Source organism: Acinetobacter sp. MD2 (assembly GCF_035615575.1).
GTDB lineage: Bacteria > Pseudomonadota > Gammaproteobacteria > Pseudomonadales > Moraxellaceae > Acinetobacter.
In genome coordinates, this window is the sequence record NZ_VTDK01000003.1 from 309,116 (window position 1) to 328,410 (window position 19,295).

Genomic DNA, 19,295 nt, shown 5'->3' on the forward strand with positions numbered 1-19,295 from the left:
GACTAAGACGTTAACCGATACTCGTCCCCAATTCCCCTTTTTAGGGGAGCTTGGGTTGGGATTGAGGGGATCCCCAATTTTGGAACGATTACTGCTGCTGTTGTTGCATTTGCTGCCAACGGCGTTGTTGTAAGCGTTCCGCTTCGACTTCACGTTTATTACGTGCTGGCGTATATAACTGTGTGCCTTTTAATTCAGGTGGCAAATACTCTTGTTCGACAAAATGTTCAGAATAATCATGTGGATATAGATAATCCACTCCATAACCCTGTTGCTTCATCAATTGAGTCGGCGCATTACGCAAATGCAATGGTACAGCCAAATTCGAGGTTTTGTCGGCTAATTCTAAGGCTTTGTTAATTGCCAAATAGGTGCTATTACTTTTGGCACTGGTCGCCAAATATACCGCACATTGTCCAAGTACAATTCGAGCTTCAGGCATACCCAAAACTTGCACGGTTCTAAAGCATTCACCTGCCAGTAACAACGCATTCGGGTTCGAATTACCAATATCTTCTGAAGCAGCAATAAGCATACGCCGAGCAATAAATACAGGGTCTTCCCCCCCTTTAAGCATGCGTGCCATCCAATACAAAGCAGCATCGGGGTCACTACCACGAATCGATTTAATAAAAGCAGAAATTAGGTCGTAATGCTGCTCGCCAGATTTGTCATAGCGGGCAATATTTTGCTGTGCAACTTTTACCACCACAGCATTAGTAATATGGTTTTCTTGGTCGGCATCAAATGTGCTCGCAACTAAGTCGAGTAAATTAAGTGCCTTACGTGCATCACCCGCTGAAAACTGAAAAAAGGCATCGTATTCATCAATAAAAAGCTGACGTTTAGACAGCACGCTATCTTTTTCAATCGCTCGCATTAATAGGTTCTGAATCGCATCGGCATCTAAAGCATGTAAGCGATATACCTGACAACGTGACAATAATGCACTATTTACTTCAAAAGATGGATTTTCAGTGGTCGCACCAATTAAAGTGATTTTTCCTTTTTCAACCGCACCCAACAGTGCATCTTGCTGTGACTTATTAAAGCGATGAATTTCATCAATAAAAACCACAGGTGTGAGTAAATCGCCACTTTCGGCAATCACTTCACGTAATTCTTTTACCCCTGTATTTAACGCAGATAAGCTAACAAAAGGACGATCAACCGCTTGTGCCAACAACAACGCAATTGTGGTTTTCCCGACCCCTGGTGGCCCCCAAAAAATAATCGATGGCAAATGCCCTTGATCAATCATTTGACGTAAGGGCGCTTCGCTTCCCAATAAATGTGCTTGCCCAATAATTTCCGATAAATCTCGCGGACGTAAACGTTCAGGTAAAGGAATCTGCGTTTCTGACATAATGTGCTTTCATGATTAAACCAAGTTCATAGTTTACTATGTAATACACATTCGGCTGAAATGAAACTGCTAGTACGATTATTTTTATCCAATTTAACGCACCCAATTCACAATATATTCATCAATATCGTCTTCTTGAATTTCTGCTTCAGAAATGCAGCGCCCTGCTACAGATTTTTTGGCTTTAATTACACTTTTACGTGAACCCGTATTTAAATAATGCCACGAAGGTAAATTCTTACCTTCATATATCCGCCGATACGCACAACTAGAAGGTAACCAATGTAATTGAGGTAAATTTTCAAGCGTTAACTGAATACAATCAGGTACATGTTGTTGACGTTCAACATAATTCTGGCATTGCCCTGTTTGACAATCCATCAGCTTACACGCAACTTTGGTATAGGCGACTTCATGGGTTTCATCATCTTCTAATTTCACTAAACAGCATAAGCCACAACCATCACAGAGTGCCTCCCATTCGGCAGTCGTAAATTGTTCTAAAGGCACTGTTTTCCAAAATTGGGGACGTAAAGACATCGGCTACGATAAAATAAAAAATGAACCTACAGTATAGCATGGGCATTTTTAGCATCACGAACCAAAAACAACACGAACATTTTTTGAACAAAAAGAAACACTCGTCTATATGACATCGCGTTAGGCTGAAATCAAATACTCAAGGAAAGGAGAAGTGAGATGTTCCGTTGGGCGATTATTTTTGCCGTTATTGCACTGATTGCAAGCCTACTCGGTTTTGGTGGTGTTGCAGGCTTATCCAAACAATTTGCTATCATTTTATTAATGGTTGCCGTTGTTTTAGCTGTCATCGGACTATTTTCACGCGGACGTTAATTATTTTGCAACCTAAAGAAGGCGATAATGCCTTCTTTTTCTATTCAATTGATACTGCCAAGTAAAAGATAGCTATGGTATGTTGATGGAATCATCCCTTCATCTCCATTCAAGACTTAGGCATATTTAACTTAGCTCTTTATTTATACAAGATAAAAATTTAGTTCAGGATAGACACATGACCAATCATTCATTAATTACACGTGAAATTAACTATACCACTGCTGATGGTAAGACCTATGTCGGTTTTTTTGTTGCACCCAAATCAACAACACCACTTGCAGCCGTTTTAGTTGGGCCAGAATGGTGGGGTCGCAATGACTATGTGGCACAACGTGCAACAGAGCTTGCCGAACATGGCTATGCTGCCTTTGCAATCGATATGTATGGTGATAAGAAAACCACAGAACTTGCAGCTCAAGCGGGTGAGTGGATGCATGAAACCTTTGCAATGCCTAACAGCATTGTCGAGCGTGCACAGGCAGCCTTTGACGCTTTATGTCAACAACCTGAGGTTGATGCCAACCGTATTGCAGGCGTTGGCTTTTGTTATGGTGGTAAAGTTTTACTTGACCTTGCACGTGCAGGTGCTCCAATTAAAGCAGTTGCCGCATTTCATGCATCTTTAGGTAGCCAAACACCTGCTCAGGTCGGCAAAGTACAAGCTGAACTATTAGTTTTACATGGCGCAGCCGACAGTATGGTCAGCTTAGAAGATGTTGCACAGTTCGAACAAGAAATGACGACTGCTCAAGTAAAGCATGAAGTGATGATTCTAGCAGATGCAAAACATGGCTTTACTAATCCACTTGCCGATCAGCGTGCAAAAGCCAATAATATCGATCTTGGTTATAATGCCCAAGCTGAAAAAATAGGTATGCAGGCCATGTATCGTCTTTTTGAACAAAAACTTAACTAATCATAAACTTAATAAATAACAACCACTTTTTTAAGGGGAATAACCATGAGCAACCCATGTATTTATTGTAATGTTGATGACTATGACATTATTGCAAAAAATGATTTTGGTACCGTCTTTCCTGAACCTAAGCCATTATCAAAAGGGCATGTGGTAATTGTGCCTGTTCGACATATTAGCTCTTTTTTCGAAATTAGCGATAAAGAGCGCAAAAGCCTTTTATCATTACTTGAGCAAGCTCGTAATGAATTAAAAATTTTGCATCATCCTGAAGGCTTTCATATTGGCTTTAACGATGGTGATGTATTTGGTCAATCTGCCGAACATTTGCATATTCATGTGATTCCACGCTATAAAAATCAAAAGCTTGAACTTGATGAGCGCTGGGGAATCATGAACGAAGCAGAATAACCCACATCTACAGATCAAAGTGGCACGTTCACTTTGGTCTTTTTATTACATTTCTTGTTTTAAGTTCTCTTCGCTTATACTAGCGCGCTAATTTTTGGCGTGATGCATATGTCGACATTCTCCTTTTCTGATGCCCTACTCACATGGTTTGATCAATATGGTCGCCACGATCTACCATGGCAAGTCGCAGATGACCCATACAAAGTCTGGGTATCTGAAATTATGCTTCAGCAAACCCAAGTCAAAACCGTCCTACAATACTTCGAACTGTTTATACAACGCTTCCCAACAGTTGATGCTTTGGCACAAGTCGAGTGGGATGATGTTGCACCATATTGGGCAGGTTTGGGTTACTACGCACGAGCGCGTAATTTGCATAAAGCGGCCAAAATTGTGGCGCATAATAAACAATTTCCCCAAACTTTAGCACAATGGATTGAACTTCCTGGAATTGGACGTTCCACCGCAGGTGCGTTAATGTCGTTGGGATTACGACAATACGGCGTTATTTTAGATGGCAATGTGAAACGCGTTTTGGCACGTTTTTTAGCCATTGACGATGATTTAACTAAGCCTACTCATGAAAAGAAAATTTGGGAAATTGCCGAGCAACTATGCCCGAGTGAGCGTAATCACGACTATACCCAAGCGATTATGGATTTAGGTGCAACAATTTGCACACCGAAAAAACCCTTATGTTTATATTGCCCTATGCAGAGTCATTGTCAGGCACGCTTACAAGGTTTGGAAACTGAATTACCCTACAAAAAACCGAAAAAAGCTGTCCCAACTAGAACAGGAGAAGTACTGCTATTGGAATGCCAAGAACAATGGCTGTGGCAGCAACGTCCAAGTTTAGGTTTGTGGGGTGGCTTATGGAGCTTGCCTATTTTTGATGATATTACAGCCTTACAACAACAACTTAACCATTTAGGACTAAATAGCTCAGTGCAAAATTGTGGCACGATTCGACATAGCTTTACCCATTTTACATGGGAACTAAACATTCAATACGTTAAAATTGCTGCCGACCAGATGGAACGTATTCCAGTAGAATTGACAGATGCGTGGCTGAGTGTTGAACAAGTTCAAGCCAAAGGAATTCCAACTGCCATGAAAAAAGTGATTCAGCACATAGATGTTCATTAAGCCGCACAAACATGTTACGCAGTAAAATTGTCAAGTGAACGGAACTGTGCCATAGTGACAAAAGCATGATAACAGGTATTTAAAACCAAGAAGGTTGCCTCGTGTTTCGTTCCGCTTTTATCATTTTTATCACACTCAATCTTATATTGTTGGCTGCATGTAGTACCACACCACGTCGATCAACACAGCCACAACTACCCGCTCAAGTCGTTTTAAAGCTTAAAGCAATGCCTTTGAACACTCATTTACCTATTCCAGTAAAAGGAATATCGACCAATCAACTTCAAGATACTTGGGGCAATGCTCGCAGTATGGGGCGAACACATGAAGGCATTGATATTTTGGCTCCACGTGGAACACCTGTGACCAGTGCCACTGAAGGGATGATTGCAAGTTTACAAGGCAATACTTTAGGTGGAACAGTGATTTGGATTATAGGCCCCGCAGGGAGTTGGCATTATTATGCCCATTTAGAAAAACAAAAACGCGGGCTGAAAGTGGGCGATATTGTGCATGTGGGTGAAGTCATTGGCTATGTTGGCAATAGTGGCAATGCACGGCATACTGTCACCCATTTACATTATGGTATTTATTTAGCGGGTAAAGGACGTGGTGCGACCAATCCTTATCCATATTTACGTTAGTAGGATCAATACATGTCGGAAGCACTTATCGAGCGCCTGATTCAATTTGCAGAATCAGGCAATCAACAACGCATTCAAGTTCAAGGACAACTCCATCAAGGTTGGATTATGGAAATTGGAGATGATGCGCTACTTATTAGCACAGGATATAACGACAAACAGGGCAAAGATGTCTGGATTACATTCCATGATTTAAGCCAAGCGGAGTTATCTTTTTGGGATATTAAAAATAACATCTGGCAAAGCTTTAGTTTATAAAATAGATTGTTCTCACATGATCTATTCGCGTCTGTATTTCCTTTATTCAAGAAAATACATCGCTTGATCAGTGCCATTTTTAACATTTAAAGGAGATCATCATGTCCCATCTTCAACGTTGCAACTGGTGTTCTGATGATCCTCTTTATATGGCCTACCACGACCACGAATGGGGGAAACCCCTGTTTGATGAAGCTGCCTTATTTGAGTTGCTATGTTTAGAAGGACAACAAGCCGGATTATCATGGATTACGGTACTTAAAAAACGTGAGGCCTATCGGCAACATTTTTTCCAATATTCAATTCAACAAATTGCCGAACTATCTGATATCGAACTCGCTGCCAAACTACAAGATGCAGGACTGATTCGACATCTTGGAAAATTAAAAGCAATTCGTAGCAATGCCCAAGCATGGCTGAAACTTAAAGCTGAATTTGGCAATGTGGTGGATTGGTTATGGCAGATTGTCGAACATCACCCAATCATCAATACTGTGCCATGTTATAAAACTGCTCCTGCCCAAACTGCACTTAGCCAACAACTGTCTAAAACATTAAAACAACGTGGTTTTAAGTTTGTCGGCCCCACCATTTGCTATGCTTTTATGCAAGCATCTGGCATGGTCAACGACCATGAAAATGATTGTTTTTGTAAATAAAAACCACAAGAGGAATTTTAAATGAGTAGTAATCAAATTCAAAGTTATGCCGCTCTCGGTGCTAAACAAGAACTCGAACCACATACCTTTGACGCTGGCGAATTACAACCACATCAAATTGAAATCAAAGTTGAATATTGTGGTTTATGCCACTCCGATATTTCAATGATTGATAACGATTGGGGTATTTCTCAATATCCGTTAGTGGCAGGCCATGAAGTGATTGGGACAATTATCCGTTTAGGTTCTGAAGCCAAAGGCTTAAAACTAGGGCAACGGGTTGGCATTGGTTGGACAGCAGAAAGTTGCCAAGCTTGCGACTACTGTATTGGTGGGCAACAAGTATTGTGTACAGGCGAATCTAAAGCAACAATTGTCGGACATGCCGGTGGCTTTGCCGATAAAATCCGTGCAGGTTGGCAATGGGCAATTCCACTACCTGACGACTTAGACCCTGAAAGTGCAGGTCCCTTACTGTGTGGTGGAATTACCGTTTTTGATCCGCTGTTAAAACATCAAATTCAAGCACGTCATCATGTGGGTGTAATTGGTATTGGTGGTTTAGGTCATATGGCCATTAAATTGCTTAAAGCTTGGGGCTGTGAAATTACGGCGTTTAGCTCGAGTCTAAACAAGACCGAAGAATTAAAAGCAATGGGTGCAGATCATGTGGTGAATAGCCGTGACAGTGCTGCGTTAAAAGCGGAACAAGGAAAATTCGATCTAATTTTAAGTACCGTCAATGTCACTTTAGATTGGGCAGCATATTTAAATGCACTTGCACCAAATGGCACAATTCATGTTTTGGGAATTCCACTAGAACCAATTGCAACCCCTGCAAGCCTACTGGTTGGTGGAGCAAAGGCTATTACAGGCTCACCAACAGGTTCACCTGAAGCTTTGCGTACTTTATTAAAATTTGCAGCACGCAAAAAAATTGCACCGCAAATTGAGCTCTTCCCAATGTCACAAATTAATGATGCGATTGCACATTTGCATTCAGGAAATGTACGCTACCGCGTCGTATTAAAAGCAGACTTTTAGTAAATCAAACACCTTCCATCTTCACTTTATTTAAGGCGGAAGGTGTTTTTAAATTAACAACATGCTGCAAAGCCATCTTTTAAACGTTCAGCAATAAAATCAATAAATAAACGTACCCGTTTCGGTAAATGTGCTTGCTGGTAATACACCGCATGAATGTGCTGTTCACGTCGTTCAATTTGATCTTCAAACAAAGCAACCAAACGCCCTTCGGCAATATCCTGCCACACCATAAATTCAGATAAACAGGCAATTCCTTGCCCACGTAATGCCAAATGGCGCACTGTTTCACCATTTGAGGCTTTAACTTTAGCTTTGGCAATAAAGTGAGCCTCACTAATTTTGAGTGGCCAGTGATTTAAATGTAATACGCGGCTAAAACCAATCAAATGATGCTGTGCTAAATCCACCACCTGAGTCGGATGTCCATATTTCACTAGATATTCAGGGCTAGCCACAATATACAGTCGACTTTTGCAGACCAATTTCGCATGTAAAGTTGAATCATTAAGTTCGCCAAAGCGAAAAGCAACATCCGTTTTTTGTTCTAATAGATCAATAATCTGATCATTACTATTTAGTTCAATTTCAATTAAAGGATACTGCTGCTGAAACGTTTGTACTAAGGGGGCAATCACATGAAGAATGAACGGTGTGGCAGAATCAATGCGAATTGTGCCTGTCAGGTCTTGGTCTGCCTTTAACACCGCATCTTCGGCTTCGGCTAAATCATGCAAAATTTGGCGTGCTTTGGTTAAAAATACCTCGCCTTCTTGGCTGAGTTTGATTTTACGTGTGGTGCGTTCAATTAAAGTCACATGTAATTTTTGTTCTAGACGACTTAAACTCCGACTAACACCCGAAGAGGTTTGACCCAGTAATTCGGCTGCCGCGACGATACTGCCCGTATCGACAATCGCAATAAAACGTTGTAATTCTTCAATACTCGATTTCACAGCCAACACTCTTGATTTTTACTCAATAATATATTGCCTGTATCGATATTTTTCAGCAACAATAAATCCTGCATGATACTTCCATCTTGAAATTAACGCCTTGGAATCACACATGCATATCCCCAAATTTGGTCTAGGAACGTTTCGCTTAAAAGATCAAGTTGTCATTGACTCAGTTAAAACAGCCCTTGATGTGGGTTATCGTGCCATCGACACGGCACAAATTTATGAAAATGAAGCTGAAATTGGTCAAGCAATTGCAGACAGTGGTATTTCAGCAGATGAATTATTTATTACCACTAAAATTTGGACAGAAAATTGCACACCTGAGTGCTTAATTCCGAGTTTAAAAGAAAGTTTGCATAAATTAAGACTAGATCGGGTTAATTTAACGCTCTTGCATTGGCCTGCCCCAAAACTCGGGTTAAATATTGCAGAAAGTATGCAAGCCTTGCTTGAAGCCAAACAGCAAGGGTTGACAGCGCAAATTGGCGTGTCGAACTTTAATATTGCTCAAACTCAGCAAGCCATTGATAGTGTTGGTGTAGAGCACATTGCAACCAACCAAATTGAATTAAGCCCTTATTTGCAAAACTCAAAACTCGTCGAATTTCTAAATGCACATGCTATTGATGTGACCTCGTACATGACCCTAGCCTATGGCAAAGTGCTACAAGATCCTGTATTGACAAAAATTGCAACGAATCATCAAGCATCGACTGCGCAAATTGCCTTGGCATGGGCATTACAACGTGGTTTCTCGGTGATTCCATCCTCGACCAAACGTGAAAACTTAATTGCAAATTTAAAAGCACAACAGATTCAATTGAGTGCAGATGACATGCAGAAAATTGAATTGCTTGAGCGTAACGGACGTGAAGTGAATCCTGAACAACTTGCACCAGTATGGGACGAATAGCATTTTATGAAAATGAACTTTCCACTGCTTGCACTGGCTGTTGGTGCATTTGCGATTGGTACAACTGAATTTTCACCTATGGGACTCCTGCCAAATATTGCCATAGATTTAGGGGTGAGTATTCCACATGCGGGTATGTTGATTACGGGTTATGCACTCGGTGTAATGATTGGTGCACCGATGATGACGTTATGGTTTACCCGTTTCTCACAACGCAAAGCCTTAATTTTGCTTATGCTGATTTTTACGCTGGGGAATTTATGGGCTGCATGCTCACCAAGCTATTCGAGTCTAATGCTTGCACGCTTGCTCACCAGTTTAAATCACGGAGCATTTTTTGGTATTGGTTCTGTGGTTGCCGCCAGTCTAGTCGCGAAAAATCAGCAGGCGAGTGCCATCGCGACGATGTTTATGGGGCTCACCATTGCCAATATTGGCGGTGTGCCACTCGCGACATGGGTCGGACAACATATTGGCTGGCGCAGTTCTTTTGCCGCGATTACCTTGCTCGGTTTAATCACCATGGCAGCGTTATATAAAGCTTTACCTCAAGGCAGTGTAGGGCAAAAACCTAATATTCGACATGAACTGAGTGTACTGACTCGCCCGATGGTGGTTTTAGCATTACTGACCACGGTGTTCGGTTCGGGGGCAATGTTTGCACTATATACCTATATTGCACCAAGCTTACATGCCTATAACCAAGCCACACCGCTGTTCATCACCTGTATGTTAGTGTTGATTGGAATAGGGTTTTCTTTAGGTAATTACCTTGGTGGAAAGTTTTCAGATCTATCCCTCAATAAAACCTTAATTATCTTTTTAATGGTACTGATTACGATGATGATGCTGTTTCCCATATTGGCAAAAACCCAAGTAGGTACAGCGATTGCTTTGGTCATCTGGGGCGCAGCATCATTCGGGTTGGTTCCACCCTTACAAATGCGGGTGATGTCAGTTGCACACGAAGCATCAGGTTTGGCTTCTTCGGTCAATATTGGCGCGTTTAATTTAGGCAATGCACTAGGTGCTGCCACAGGTGGCATGGTGCTGAGTTTAAATTGGGGCTATATGGCTGTGCCGATCAGTGGTGCAGTCTTGGCAAGTGTGGCTTTAGTTTTAGTAATTGTCCAAATACGGATCAAATCCACAACATAATTGACAGATCCTGCGCTTTAAAAAGCACAGGACTGTTTAATCTCAATTTTCAAACATAAATGAATGCGATTTACCCCTTCTCCTTTATGGGAGAAGCTGAAAATGAGGGAGGATATAAGCTTAGATTTTATTTAAATCGAGTACATCTTTCATGTCGTATTGTTTGGCATCGCGCCCAACCACCCATGCAGCTGCACGTACTGCACCTGAAGCAAAGTTCATACGGTTGGTCGCTTTATGGGTGACTTCAACACGTTCACCTTCACCAATAAACATTACGGTATGTTCACCCACAATGTCGCCACCACGAATGGTTTGAAAACCAATGCTTTGACGCTCACGCGCGCCTGTATGCCCTTCACGGCAATACACTGCATCTTGTTTTAAATCACGTCCTAAAGTTTGGGCAACGGCTTCACCCATCATCAAGGCTGTACCAGAAGGTGCATCGACTTTATGACGATGATGTGCTTCAATAACCTCAATATCGACTGTATCACCAAATACTTTTGCAGCCAGTTCCAATAGTTTAATTGAAACATTCACCCCAACCGAATAATTGGCGGCATACACCACAGGAATGTGCTGTGCGGTTTCAGTTAATAATTGTTTTTGTGCATCTGAAAACCCTGTCGTACCAATCACCATCGCAACGCCCGCTTCGCGGCACAGCTTTAAATGCTGTTCGGTTGCAGCAGGTGCTGTAAAGTCAATTACCACGTCACACGCTGCTAAAACTTCAGTTAGACTACCTGAAATTTGCACACCAATATGACCAATTCCTGCCAATTCGCCTGCGTCCGTACCAACCAAACTGCTCTCAGGGCGTTCTACAGCTGCCGCAAGTTGATAACCTGCTTGCTGCACTGCTTGGATTAAAATACGTCCCATACGGCCGCCCGCACCCAAAATACCAATACGTGGTGATGTCGACATGTTGTTCATTCCTGAATCTTTAAAAATTGCAGTTACTATAACAAAACTTCGCTGTTTGATTAAAAATCTTGCATAAAAAAACCTGCCGTTGTTATAGGCAGGCTTTTTGTTTGGCGCTTGGCTTAATCAAACAAACGGTCGAAGAATGATTTTTTCTTCTCGCTTGAGTGTTGATCATTGCCTTCCATGGTTGATTGCAGTTCTTTTAACAATTCACGTTGACGTGAGGTTAAATTCACTGGCGTTTCTACCACAATACGACACATTAAATCGCCAATCATACTGCTACGCACAGGACGAACACCTTTACCACGTAAACGGAACACTTTACCATTTTGTGTCCCTTCAGGAATTTTGAGGCTCACGCGACCATCTAAGGTTGGAATCTGAATTTCTTTACCTAAAGCAGCATCTGCCATGCTTACAGGAACATCCATATATAAATCTGCGCCGTCACGTTGGAAAATGTCATGCTCACGCACAGCAATTTCAACATATAAATCGCCCGCTTGGCCATCACGAATTGCTTCGCCTTTGCCTGTTAAACGAACGCGGTCGCCATTATCAACCCCAGGTGGAATCGTTACTTCAAGCGTTTGCTGACGCTCATGCACACCCGAACCATGACATTTTTGACATGGATTTTTAATCATTCTGCCTTGACCACGGCAAGTACCACAAGTTTGCTGCACAGAGAAGAAACCCTGCTGCATGCGTACCTGACCTGCACCATGGCATGTCTTACACGTTTCAACGTCATTTGGCGTTTGCGACCCTTTACCATCACACACATCACATGGTGCAGGTGCAGTAAAAGTAATGTTTTTTTTCACCCCTTGAATTGCTTCTTCAAGGCTTAAATCCATTACATAACGTAAGTCCGCGCCACGGCGTTGACGTTGCTGTGAGCGACCACCGCCACCAAAAGCACCACCAAAAATATCACCAAATTGGCTAAAAATATCTTCAGCGCTAAAACCACCGCCACCGAAGCCACCACCACCGCCAAAACCGCCTTCAAAAGCGCTATGTCCCATACGGTCATAAGCACTACGCTTTTCTGCTGTGCTTAAAATTTCATAGGCTTCTGCGGCTTCTTTAAACTTTTCTTCCGCCTCAGCGTTATCTGGGTTACGGTCTGGATGATATTTCATCGCCAACTTGCGATAGGCTTTTTTAATTTCATCATCACTTGCGGTTTTAGCGACACCTAAAACCTCATAATAATCACGTTTAGCCATGACAGGCGATGCTCCTCACGGATTTTTTAAAATACGACAACATCCGTGTTAAATGGGGATGTTTATAGAATCTTCAAGGGAAGTTTGCTGAAAAAATAATAGACTTAGAAAACAGGCTTTTGCTTAAAATATTTCGATACGCCACTCAAAAAGCAATTGAAGAAATACATCCACGCAATAAAGCTAAAAACCACGCCTGCAACGACACAGCCCGTTACCCAATGAAAAGCATCCCACGGGTAAAACAGCAATGGAATAAACCACAATGCAGCAAAAGCACTCATTAGCACATACAATAAGACGCTACGCATAACCCACACACTATGAGTTTGTAACCACACTTCAATTTCAGCGGAGCGTGAAACTTTTGCAGCCAAGGCATAAGAAATTAAACCTGTGACAATCGTCAATAATGCAAAAAACATAAACACATAGGCAATCGAGATATACCGTTTTTGCTGTGCCAGACTGTCCTTTGCCATATTTTTAACCTCGATGCAGTGCCAATGGCATGCACATATCACTGCTCTATTGCACGTGTTTTTGTGTTGAAATTTATGTTGCTACTATATTGAATTTTTTGATTCTTCGCACCCTTTTCTTCTGCAAAAATCATCACGATTGCGCTTTTTTATGCAAAAAAGTGCTGTAAAGATGGGTCTTGATGCAACAGCTTTATCTTCTACCGCCGTATATGGATATTTTTACCACAAGAGGTACTCAAAATATCAATCAAAAATATTTGCCAATAAATCTATATTTTCAATAAATAACTGCTTTTGCACAGAATTTATCCATCATACAAGACCATTGGCTAAGAGTTTTTCGTGATTTTTTTGTTATGGTTAAAGCAACTTACATCATTATCTTTGATACAAGCACTTGTTCACCTTATAAGGAAATTAACATGGCACAACATATCGATGCCCCATTACGTGAAGATGTCCGTTTACTGGGTAATCTTTTAGGTGAAACTTTAAAAGCACATGCTGGAGATGCACTGTTTGAGCGAGTCGAACAAATTCGAGTCTTAGCCAAAGGCGCACGTGATGGGCAAGTCGAAGCAGAAAAGCAATTAGAACAGCTATTTTTAAATTTAGAAGATCGAGAAATTTTACCACTTACCCGCGCCTTCACTCATTTTTTGCATTATGCCAATATTGCCGAGCAATACCATGTGGTGCGCAATCGCCGTGCGAGTGAATTTGATTCAAATCGTCCATCACCGAACCCTTTAGATGCACTATTTGAAAAATTTAAACAAAAAAATATTTCAGCCGATCAGCTGTATCAGCAAATTTGTGATTTAAGCATTGAATTGGTACTTACGGCACACCCAACCGAAGTGAGCCGCCGTACTTTAATTCAAAAATACGACAATATTAATCGTTGCCTAGAACAGCTTGATCAACAAAAACTCACACCAAAACAACGTGAATCGGTATTACTCAAACTCAAACAACTGATTGGCTCGGCATGGCAAACCGATGAAATTCGTCAGCAAAAGCCAACACCAATTGATGAAGCCAAATGGGGCTTTACCATCATTGAACAAACTTTATGGCATGCCATTCCAAAGTTTTTCCGTGAACTCAACGAATTAACTGTAGAACATTGTGGCAAAACCTTACCTACAGATATTACCCCTGTACGTTTTGCCTCGTGGATGGGTGGTGACCGTGATGGTAACCCAAATGTGACCCATAAAGTGACCCAAGAAGTATTGTGGTTTTCACGTTGGCAAGCGACTGAACTGTACTTAAAAGATCTTGAAAGTTTACGTTGGGAACTGTCTATTCAAGATGCTACAGATGAGTTACGCAGCAAATTAGGGAAAAATCAGCACGAGCCGTACCGCGAATATTTACGCGCAACACGCCACCGTTTACAGGCGACACAGCAATGGCTAGCCGATAAATTACAAGGCAAAGATACCCCTGACAATCCATTAGTCATTCATACAAAAGCCGATTTATTAGAGCCGTTGATGCTCTGTCATCGTTCGTTAATTGCCTGTAATTTATCGGAAATTGCTAATGGTAACTTGCTTGATCTGATTTATCGCGTGCAATGTTTTGGCATTGAATTATTAAAGTTAGATATTCGCCAAGAATCGGGAAGACATCGTCAGGCCATTTCAGCCATTACCGAATATTTAGGTTTAGGTAATTTTGAAACATGGACAGAACAAGCACGACAAAACTTTTTAATCAATGAATTACAAAGTAAACGTCCACTACTACCTAAAAACTTTAATGAACCAAGTGAAAGTTTAATTAACCATCCCGATGTGCAAGAAGTTTTTGCCACTATGCGTACGCTTGCAGCTCAGCCAACGGAGTGTTTAGGGGCGTATATTATTTCAATGGCTGAATACCCAAGTGATGTTTTGGCAGTTTTACTCTTGCAAAAAGAAGCAGGAATTCAGCAGCCTTTACGTGTTGTACCACTGTTTGAAACACTCAAAGATTTAGATGGTGCATCTAGTACCATGAATACTCTGTTTAGCCTAGATTGGTACAAACAGCATATTCAAGGCAAGCATGAAGTAATGATTGGCTATTCAGACTCTGCCAAAGATGCGGGCTTTATGTCGGCCAACTGGGCGCAGTACCGTGCTCAGGAAGAATTAGCCGCCGTTGCGAAACGACATGGCGTACAGCTTACTCTGTTTCATGGTCGTGGTGGATCAATTAGTCGTGGTGGTGCACCAACCCAACAAGCGCTATTCTCACAACCACCTGGGTCTATTTCAGGTGCAATTCGTGTGACCGAACAAGGCGAAATGATCCGCTTTAAATTTGGGATTGAAGGCGTTGCCTTGCAAAACCTAGAGGTTTATACCGCTGCAACCCTTGAAGCAACTTTATTACCACCGCCTGAGCCTCGCGCTGAATGGCGTACGCTCATGAACCAAATGACTGAAACTTCAGTCAAGCTATATCGACAAACCGTACGTGAAAACCCGCATTTTGTAGAATACCTACGCACAGTTACACCTGAGCTTGAATTACAAATGTTGCCACTTGGTTCACGCCCTGCCAAACGCCGCGTTAGTGGCGGGATTGAGTCATTACGTGCTATTCCGTGGGTATTTGCATGGACACAAATTCGCTTAATGTTGCCTGCTTGGCTTGGCACAGGTGCTGCAATTGATGAAATTTTGCAGCAGCAACAAAAAGGCAAACTTGATGAAATGTTGGCTGAATGGCCGTATTTCCAAACTTTAATTGATATGTTGGAAATGGTCTTATCAAAAGCCGATGCCGATATCGCATGGTATTACGAAAATCATTTAACCCAAAGTGAGCACTTACGCGAACTCGGAACAGAACTTCGCCAACGTTTGCAAGATGCAATTGACACCTTATTAAGCCTCAAAGGTGAATCAGAATTATTAAGTCAAAATGAAGTGCTCGATCAAGCAATGCGGGTTCGTACCACTTATTTATTACCGTTACATTTACTCCAAGCTGAGCTAATGAAACGCCGCCGCCATTATTTACAACAACATCAAGCAGAGCATACACCTGTCGACCAAGCATTAATGGTAAGTATTGCAGGGATTGCCGCAGGCTTACGCAACACAGGCTAAAAAATTCACACAAGGCAAAACCAGTTTTGCCTTGTGTGCCTCCTCTTTTTTTGTATTTTTCTTGCCAATCTAAACCGATCCAACTGAAAAATTGTGCTTATTTTCAACAGCAGACAGCGTATGATGTGCTTAATTTTGTTCATCTTCTCGAGAATGCTATGGCATGGTTTCCCAAATGGCAGCCTTATCAAGGTCAAATCGATCATCGACCTGTTGCAACCAATGAATATTTACCCCCTCTGCAAAGTACCATTTTAGGCATTCAACATGCCTTTGCCATGTTTGGTGCAACTGTTCTTGCACCACTTCTCATGGGCTTCAATCCCAATTTAGCGATTTTAATGTCGGGTATATGTACTATTTTATTTTTTATAATGACTGGAGGTCGTGTTCCGAGTTATTTGGGTTCAAGCTTTGCCTTTATTGGTGTGGTAGCCGCTGCAACAGGACATTTAACTGGTTCTGGCCTTAATCCCAATTTATCCATTGCGCTAGGGGGCATTGTCACTTGTGGTGTTTTATATGCACTCATTGGACTATTGGTGATGGTAACAGGAACCCGTTGGATTGAAAATTTGATGCCACCTGTCGTAACAGGTGCGGTGGTGATGATTATTGGTTTGAACCTTGCGCCTGTCACTATTAAAAATGTAGCCGGACATCCTTTTGAAATGTGGATGGCACTTCTTACCGTGCTATGCATGGGTTCAGTAGCGGTCTTTACTAAAGGTCTAATTCAACGCCTATTATTATTGATTGGCTTGTTACTGTCATATTTTACTTATGCCCTCCTGACCAATGGTTTAGGTTTCGGCACTGCTATTGATTTTTCACAAATCGCAGCGGCAGCATGGTTTGGCTTACCAAGCTTTACTCATCCGACCTTCCAAGCCAATGCCATGCTCATTATTGCACCCGTCGCACTCATTTTAGTGGCCGAAAATTTAGGTCACATTAAGGCAGTTGGTGCAATGACAGGGGAAAATCTGACGCCTCAACTCGGTAAAGCTTTTATTGCCGATGGATTAGCAACGACACTTTCTGGCAGTGTTGGTGCGCCAGGAATGACAACCTATGGTGAAAATATTGGCGTTATGGCAGTAACACGTATTTATTCAACCATTGTCTTTGTTATTGCAGGCGTATTTGCCATTTTCTTAGGATTATCACCTAAATTTGGTGCAATTATTGGTACTATTCCAACAGCTGTTTTAACAGGAGCTTCCATTGTGGTCTTTGGCTTAATTACCATTGCAGGAGCTAAAATTTGGATTGAAAACAAAGTCGATTTTTCTAAAAATCATAATTTAATTATTGCAGCAGTCACCTTAATTATGGGTGCAGGCAACTTTGAACTGGGCTTTGGCAGCTTCAATTTAGGTGGCATTGGCACTGCAACATTTGTCGCAATTGCACTCAATGGATTTTTCAAACTAAGACCAACGCCTTAAATCCTGAATTTTTTGATGTGGATGCCATAATATCCACATCAAATTCACTTAAAAATAATTTTACAGCTATTAAATTATGTTGATATTTTCTGGATTAATTCTAACCATATATAAAAATCATTTTTAATACCAATAAGTTAGATAACCATCAATTCCATCAAGAAATCTGTAAAAATAAAATTTATTTATGGTTTGTATTGGAAAATGCACGATTATTTTTCAATTCACTGCTCAGTTTTAATATTACAGTCACAGATAAATCACTCTAAAACAGCAATGGATTTCGCCATTTCATTACAAATTTGACATCATCACAATGCAAGATTCAGGACTAATTTAATCAGAAGGAGCATCTCAACTCATCGACAAATAATTAGGCATTTTCTCAATGCGTTTACACCATGCCTGAATATTAGGATAACAATTTAAATCAAAACCACCTTCATCAGCAACATGGGTATAGGCATATAAAGCAATATCTGCCAAACTCGGCCCATATCCAAGTAAATAATGATTATGGATTAATGCATGTTCCATGATCGCTAAAGCCTTATGTCCTTTTGGTTGTAAACGTTGATATTCCTCCAGACGTGCTTCAGGCAAACCTAAGTATTTGTTAATAAAGCGTGCAACAGCAATGCATGGCTCATGGCTATATTGCTCAAAGAACATCCACTCATACATTTTTGCTTTAGCATAACGATGGGAAGGAATAAAGCCTGTATTTTCAGCAAAATAACCTAAAATTGCATTCGACTCTGTCAAAATACGACCATCATCTAAAACCACAACAGGAATTTTTCCATTCGGATTCATTTCTAAAAATTCAGGCGTTTGTGTTTCTGCATTTACTATATTAACATGTAACCATTCATGCTCAATTTGCAAAAATGACAATAGTAATTTAACTTTATAACAATTGCCAGATTGCATATCTCCGTACACTTTCACTATTATTTTCCTGATTGATATTTAAATTGCATATTTTTATAGCATAAGCCTGCTGTTTTAGCATTAATTGTTTATTTTCATTCTATTTTTTTAGCATAAAAAAACACCCCCAACTGTTGTTGAGGGTGTTTAGAATAATGAGCTGGCGATGACTTACTCTCACATGGGTAACCCCACACTACCATCAGCGCTAAGAGGTTTCACTTCTGAGTTCGGGAAGGGATCAGGTGGTTCACTCTTGCTATTGTCGCCAGCACAACTTGTATGCTTACTCGTTTGGTCTTATTTGAATGCCGAACTTTCGTCAAATGAGTTATTAACAGATTGAATTTGTGTCTGAATTGTATGTTCTAGCGTTAACTAAATCAAGTATTTGTATCGAATTTATCTTGATACAACAACCGTTTGGGTGTTGTATAGTCAAGCCTCACGAGCAATTAGTATTGGTCAGCTTCACATATCACTATGCTTCCACATCCAACCTATCAACGTCGTAGTCTTCAACGGCTCTTTAGGTGACATAAAGTCACGGGGAAATCTTATCTTGAGGTAGGCTTCCCGCTTAGATGCTTTCAGCGGTTATCCCTTCCGAACATAGCTACCCGGCGATGCGACTGGCGTCACAACCGGTACACCAGAGGTTCGTCCACTCTGGTCCTCTCGTACTAGGAGCAGATCCTCTCAAATTTCCAGCGCCCACGGTAGATAGGGACCGAACTGTCTCACGACGTTCTAAACCCAGCTCGCGTACCTCTTTAAATGGCGAACAGCCATACCCTTGGG

At 41.3% G+C, this 19,295-nt stretch carries 19 protein-coding genes and 2 rRNA genes; 12 read left to right on the forward strand and 9 right to left on the reverse strand.

The features are described 5' to 3' along the window. Nucleotides 1–88 precede the first annotated feature (88 nt). Nucleotides 89–1,366, reverse strand: a complete 1,278-nt coding sequence (locus FXN70_RS06495) for a replication-associated recombination protein A (protein ID WP_324646653.1) — start codon at nucleotides 1,364–1,366, stop codon at nucleotides 89–91. Nucleotides 1,367–1,459: 93 nt separating this feature from the next. Continuing rightward, entirely contained in the window at nucleotides 1,460–1,906 is a 447-nt protein-coding gene (locus FXN70_RS06500; protein WP_324646654.1) for a YcgN family cysteine cluster protein, read from the reverse strand. Between the two features lie 159 nt (nucleotides 1,907–2,065). On the opposite strand from FXN70_RS06500, the gene FXN70_RS06505 reads away from it, so the two are divergent. From FXN70_RS06505 to ahr, 8 genes are all read left to right on the forward strand, one after another. Next, a complete protein-coding gene (locus tag FXN70_RS06505; RefSeq protein WP_324646655.1) occupies nucleotides 2,066–2,221 on the forward strand; it encodes a DUF1328 domain-containing protein in 156 nt (51 codons plus the stop codon). A 178-nt stretch (nucleotides 2,222–2,399) separates the two neighbouring features. Further along, a complete protein-coding gene (locus FXN70_RS06510; protein ID WP_324646656.1) occupies nucleotides 2,400–3,140 on the forward strand; it encodes a dienelactone hydrolase family protein in 741 nt (246 codons plus the stop codon). A gap of 45 nt (nucleotides 3,141–3,185) precedes the next feature. Beyond that, a complete protein-coding gene (locus tag FXN70_RS06515; protein WP_324646657.1) occupies nucleotides 3,186–3,551 on the forward strand; it encodes an HIT family protein in 366 nt (121 codons plus the stop codon). 108 nt (nucleotides 3,552–3,659) lie between these two features. Further along, on the forward strand, nucleotides 3,660–4,700 hold the full coding sequence (gene mutY / locus FXN70_RS06520; protein WP_324646658.1) for an A/G-specific adenine glycosylase: 1,041 nt from the start codon (nucleotides 3,660–3,662) through the stop codon (nucleotides 4,698–4,700). A gap of 101 nt (nucleotides 4,701–4,801) precedes the next feature. Next, a complete protein-coding gene (locus tag FXN70_RS06525) occupies nucleotides 4,802–5,344 on the forward strand; it encodes a M23 family metallopeptidase (RefSeq protein WP_324646659.1) in 543 nt (180 codons plus the stop codon). Nucleotides 5,345–5,356: 12 nt separating this feature from the next. Continuing rightward, nucleotides 5,357–5,602 carry a hypothetical protein gene (locus tag FXN70_RS06530; RefSeq protein WP_324646660.1) on the forward strand — a complete coding sequence of 82 codons (246 nt, stop codon included), beginning with the start codon at nucleotides 5,357–5,359 and terminating at the stop codon, nucleotides 5,600–5,602. 101 nt (nucleotides 5,603–5,703) lie between these two features. Beyond that, a complete protein-coding gene (locus tag FXN70_RS06535; protein ID WP_324646661.1) occupies nucleotides 5,704–6,261 on the forward strand; it encodes a DNA-3-methyladenine glycosylase I in 558 nt (185 codons plus the stop codon). A gap of 21 nt (nucleotides 6,262–6,282) precedes the next feature. Beyond that, a complete protein-coding gene (ahr, locus tag FXN70_RS06540; RefSeq protein ID WP_324646663.1) occupies nucleotides 6,283–7,305 on the forward strand; it encodes an NADPH-dependent aldehyde reductase Ahr in 1,023 nt (340 codons plus the stop codon). 53 nt (nucleotides 7,306–7,358) lie between these two features. Here the strand turns inward: ahr and FXN70_RS06545 are convergent, their stop codons facing one another. Next, nucleotides 7,359–8,261: a LysR substrate-binding domain-containing protein gene (locus FXN70_RS06545; RefSeq protein ID WP_324646664.1), complete on the reverse strand. Its 903-nt coding sequence runs from the start codon at nucleotides 8,259–8,261 to the stop codon at nucleotides 7,359–7,361. A 112-nt stretch (nucleotides 8,262–8,373) separates the two neighbouring features. Here FXN70_RS06545 and dkgB point away from each other — a divergent pair, with 112 nt between their 5' ends. Continuing rightward, entirely contained in the window at nucleotides 8,374–9,180 is an 807-nt protein-coding gene (gene dkgB / locus FXN70_RS06550; protein WP_324646665.1) for a 2,5-didehydrogluconate reductase DkgB, read from the forward strand. 6 nt (nucleotides 9,181–9,186) lie between these two features. Next, complete coding sequence (locus FXN70_RS06555; protein ID WP_324646666.1) at nucleotides 9,187–10,338, forward strand: MFS transporter; 1,152 nt, start codon at nucleotides 9,187–9,189, stop codon at nucleotides 10,336–10,338. A gap of 120 nt (nucleotides 10,339–10,458) precedes the next feature. Here FXN70_RS06555 and dapB read toward each other — a convergent pair whose 3' ends face one another. The 3 genes from dapB to FXN70_RS06570 all read right to left on the reverse strand — a co-directional run bounded on the left by dapB (nucleotide 10,459) and on the right by FXN70_RS06570 (nucleotide 12,997). Further along, a complete protein-coding gene (dapB, locus tag FXN70_RS06560) occupies nucleotides 10,459–11,274 on the reverse strand; it encodes a 4-hydroxy-tetrahydrodipicolinate reductase (protein ID WP_324646667.1) in 816 nt (271 codons plus the stop codon). Between the two features lie 122 nt (nucleotides 11,275–11,396). Then, a complete protein-coding gene (gene dnaJ, locus FXN70_RS06565; protein ID WP_324646668.1) occupies nucleotides 11,397–12,515 on the reverse strand; it encodes a molecular chaperone DnaJ in 1,119 nt (372 codons plus the stop codon). Between the two features lie 104 nt (nucleotides 12,516–12,619). Then, nucleotides 12,620–12,997 carry a hypothetical protein gene (locus tag FXN70_RS06570; RefSeq protein WP_324646669.1) on the reverse strand — a complete coding sequence of 126 codons (378 nt, stop codon included), beginning with the start codon at nucleotides 12,995–12,997 and terminating at the stop codon, nucleotides 12,620–12,622. A gap of 425 nt (nucleotides 12,998–13,422) precedes the next feature. Here FXN70_RS06570 and ppc point away from each other — a divergent pair, with 425 nt between their 5' ends. Together ppc and FXN70_RS06580 are read left to right on the forward strand one after the other, a co-directional pair. After that, a complete protein-coding gene (gene ppc / locus FXN70_RS06575; RefSeq protein ID WP_324646670.1) occupies nucleotides 13,423–16,110 on the forward strand; it encodes a phosphoenolpyruvate carboxylase in 2,688 nt (895 codons plus the stop codon). Between the two features lie 158 nt (nucleotides 16,111–16,268). After that, entirely contained in the window at nucleotides 16,269–17,561 is a 1,293-nt protein-coding gene (locus FXN70_RS06580) for a solute carrier family 23 protein (protein ID WP_324646671.1), read from the forward strand. Between the two features lie 354 nt (nucleotides 17,562–17,915). On the opposite strand, the gene FXN70_RS06585 is transcribed toward FXN70_RS06580, so the two are convergent. From FXN70_RS06585 to FXN70_RS06595, 3 genes are all read right to left on the reverse strand, one after another. Further along, complete coding sequence (locus FXN70_RS06585; RefSeq protein ID WP_324646672.1) at nucleotides 17,916–18,512, reverse strand: glutathione S-transferase family protein; 597 nt, start codon at nucleotides 18,510–18,512, stop codon at nucleotides 17,916–17,918. 140 nt (nucleotides 18,513–18,652) lie between these two features. After that, a 5S ribosomal RNA gene (rrf, locus tag FXN70_RS06590) occupies nucleotides 18,653–18,767 on the reverse strand. Between the two features lie 161 nt (nucleotides 18,768–18,928). Further along, nucleotides 18,929–19,295: ribosomal RNA gene (locus tag FXN70_RS06595) — 23S ribosomal RNA — on the reverse strand; the annotation flags it as partial.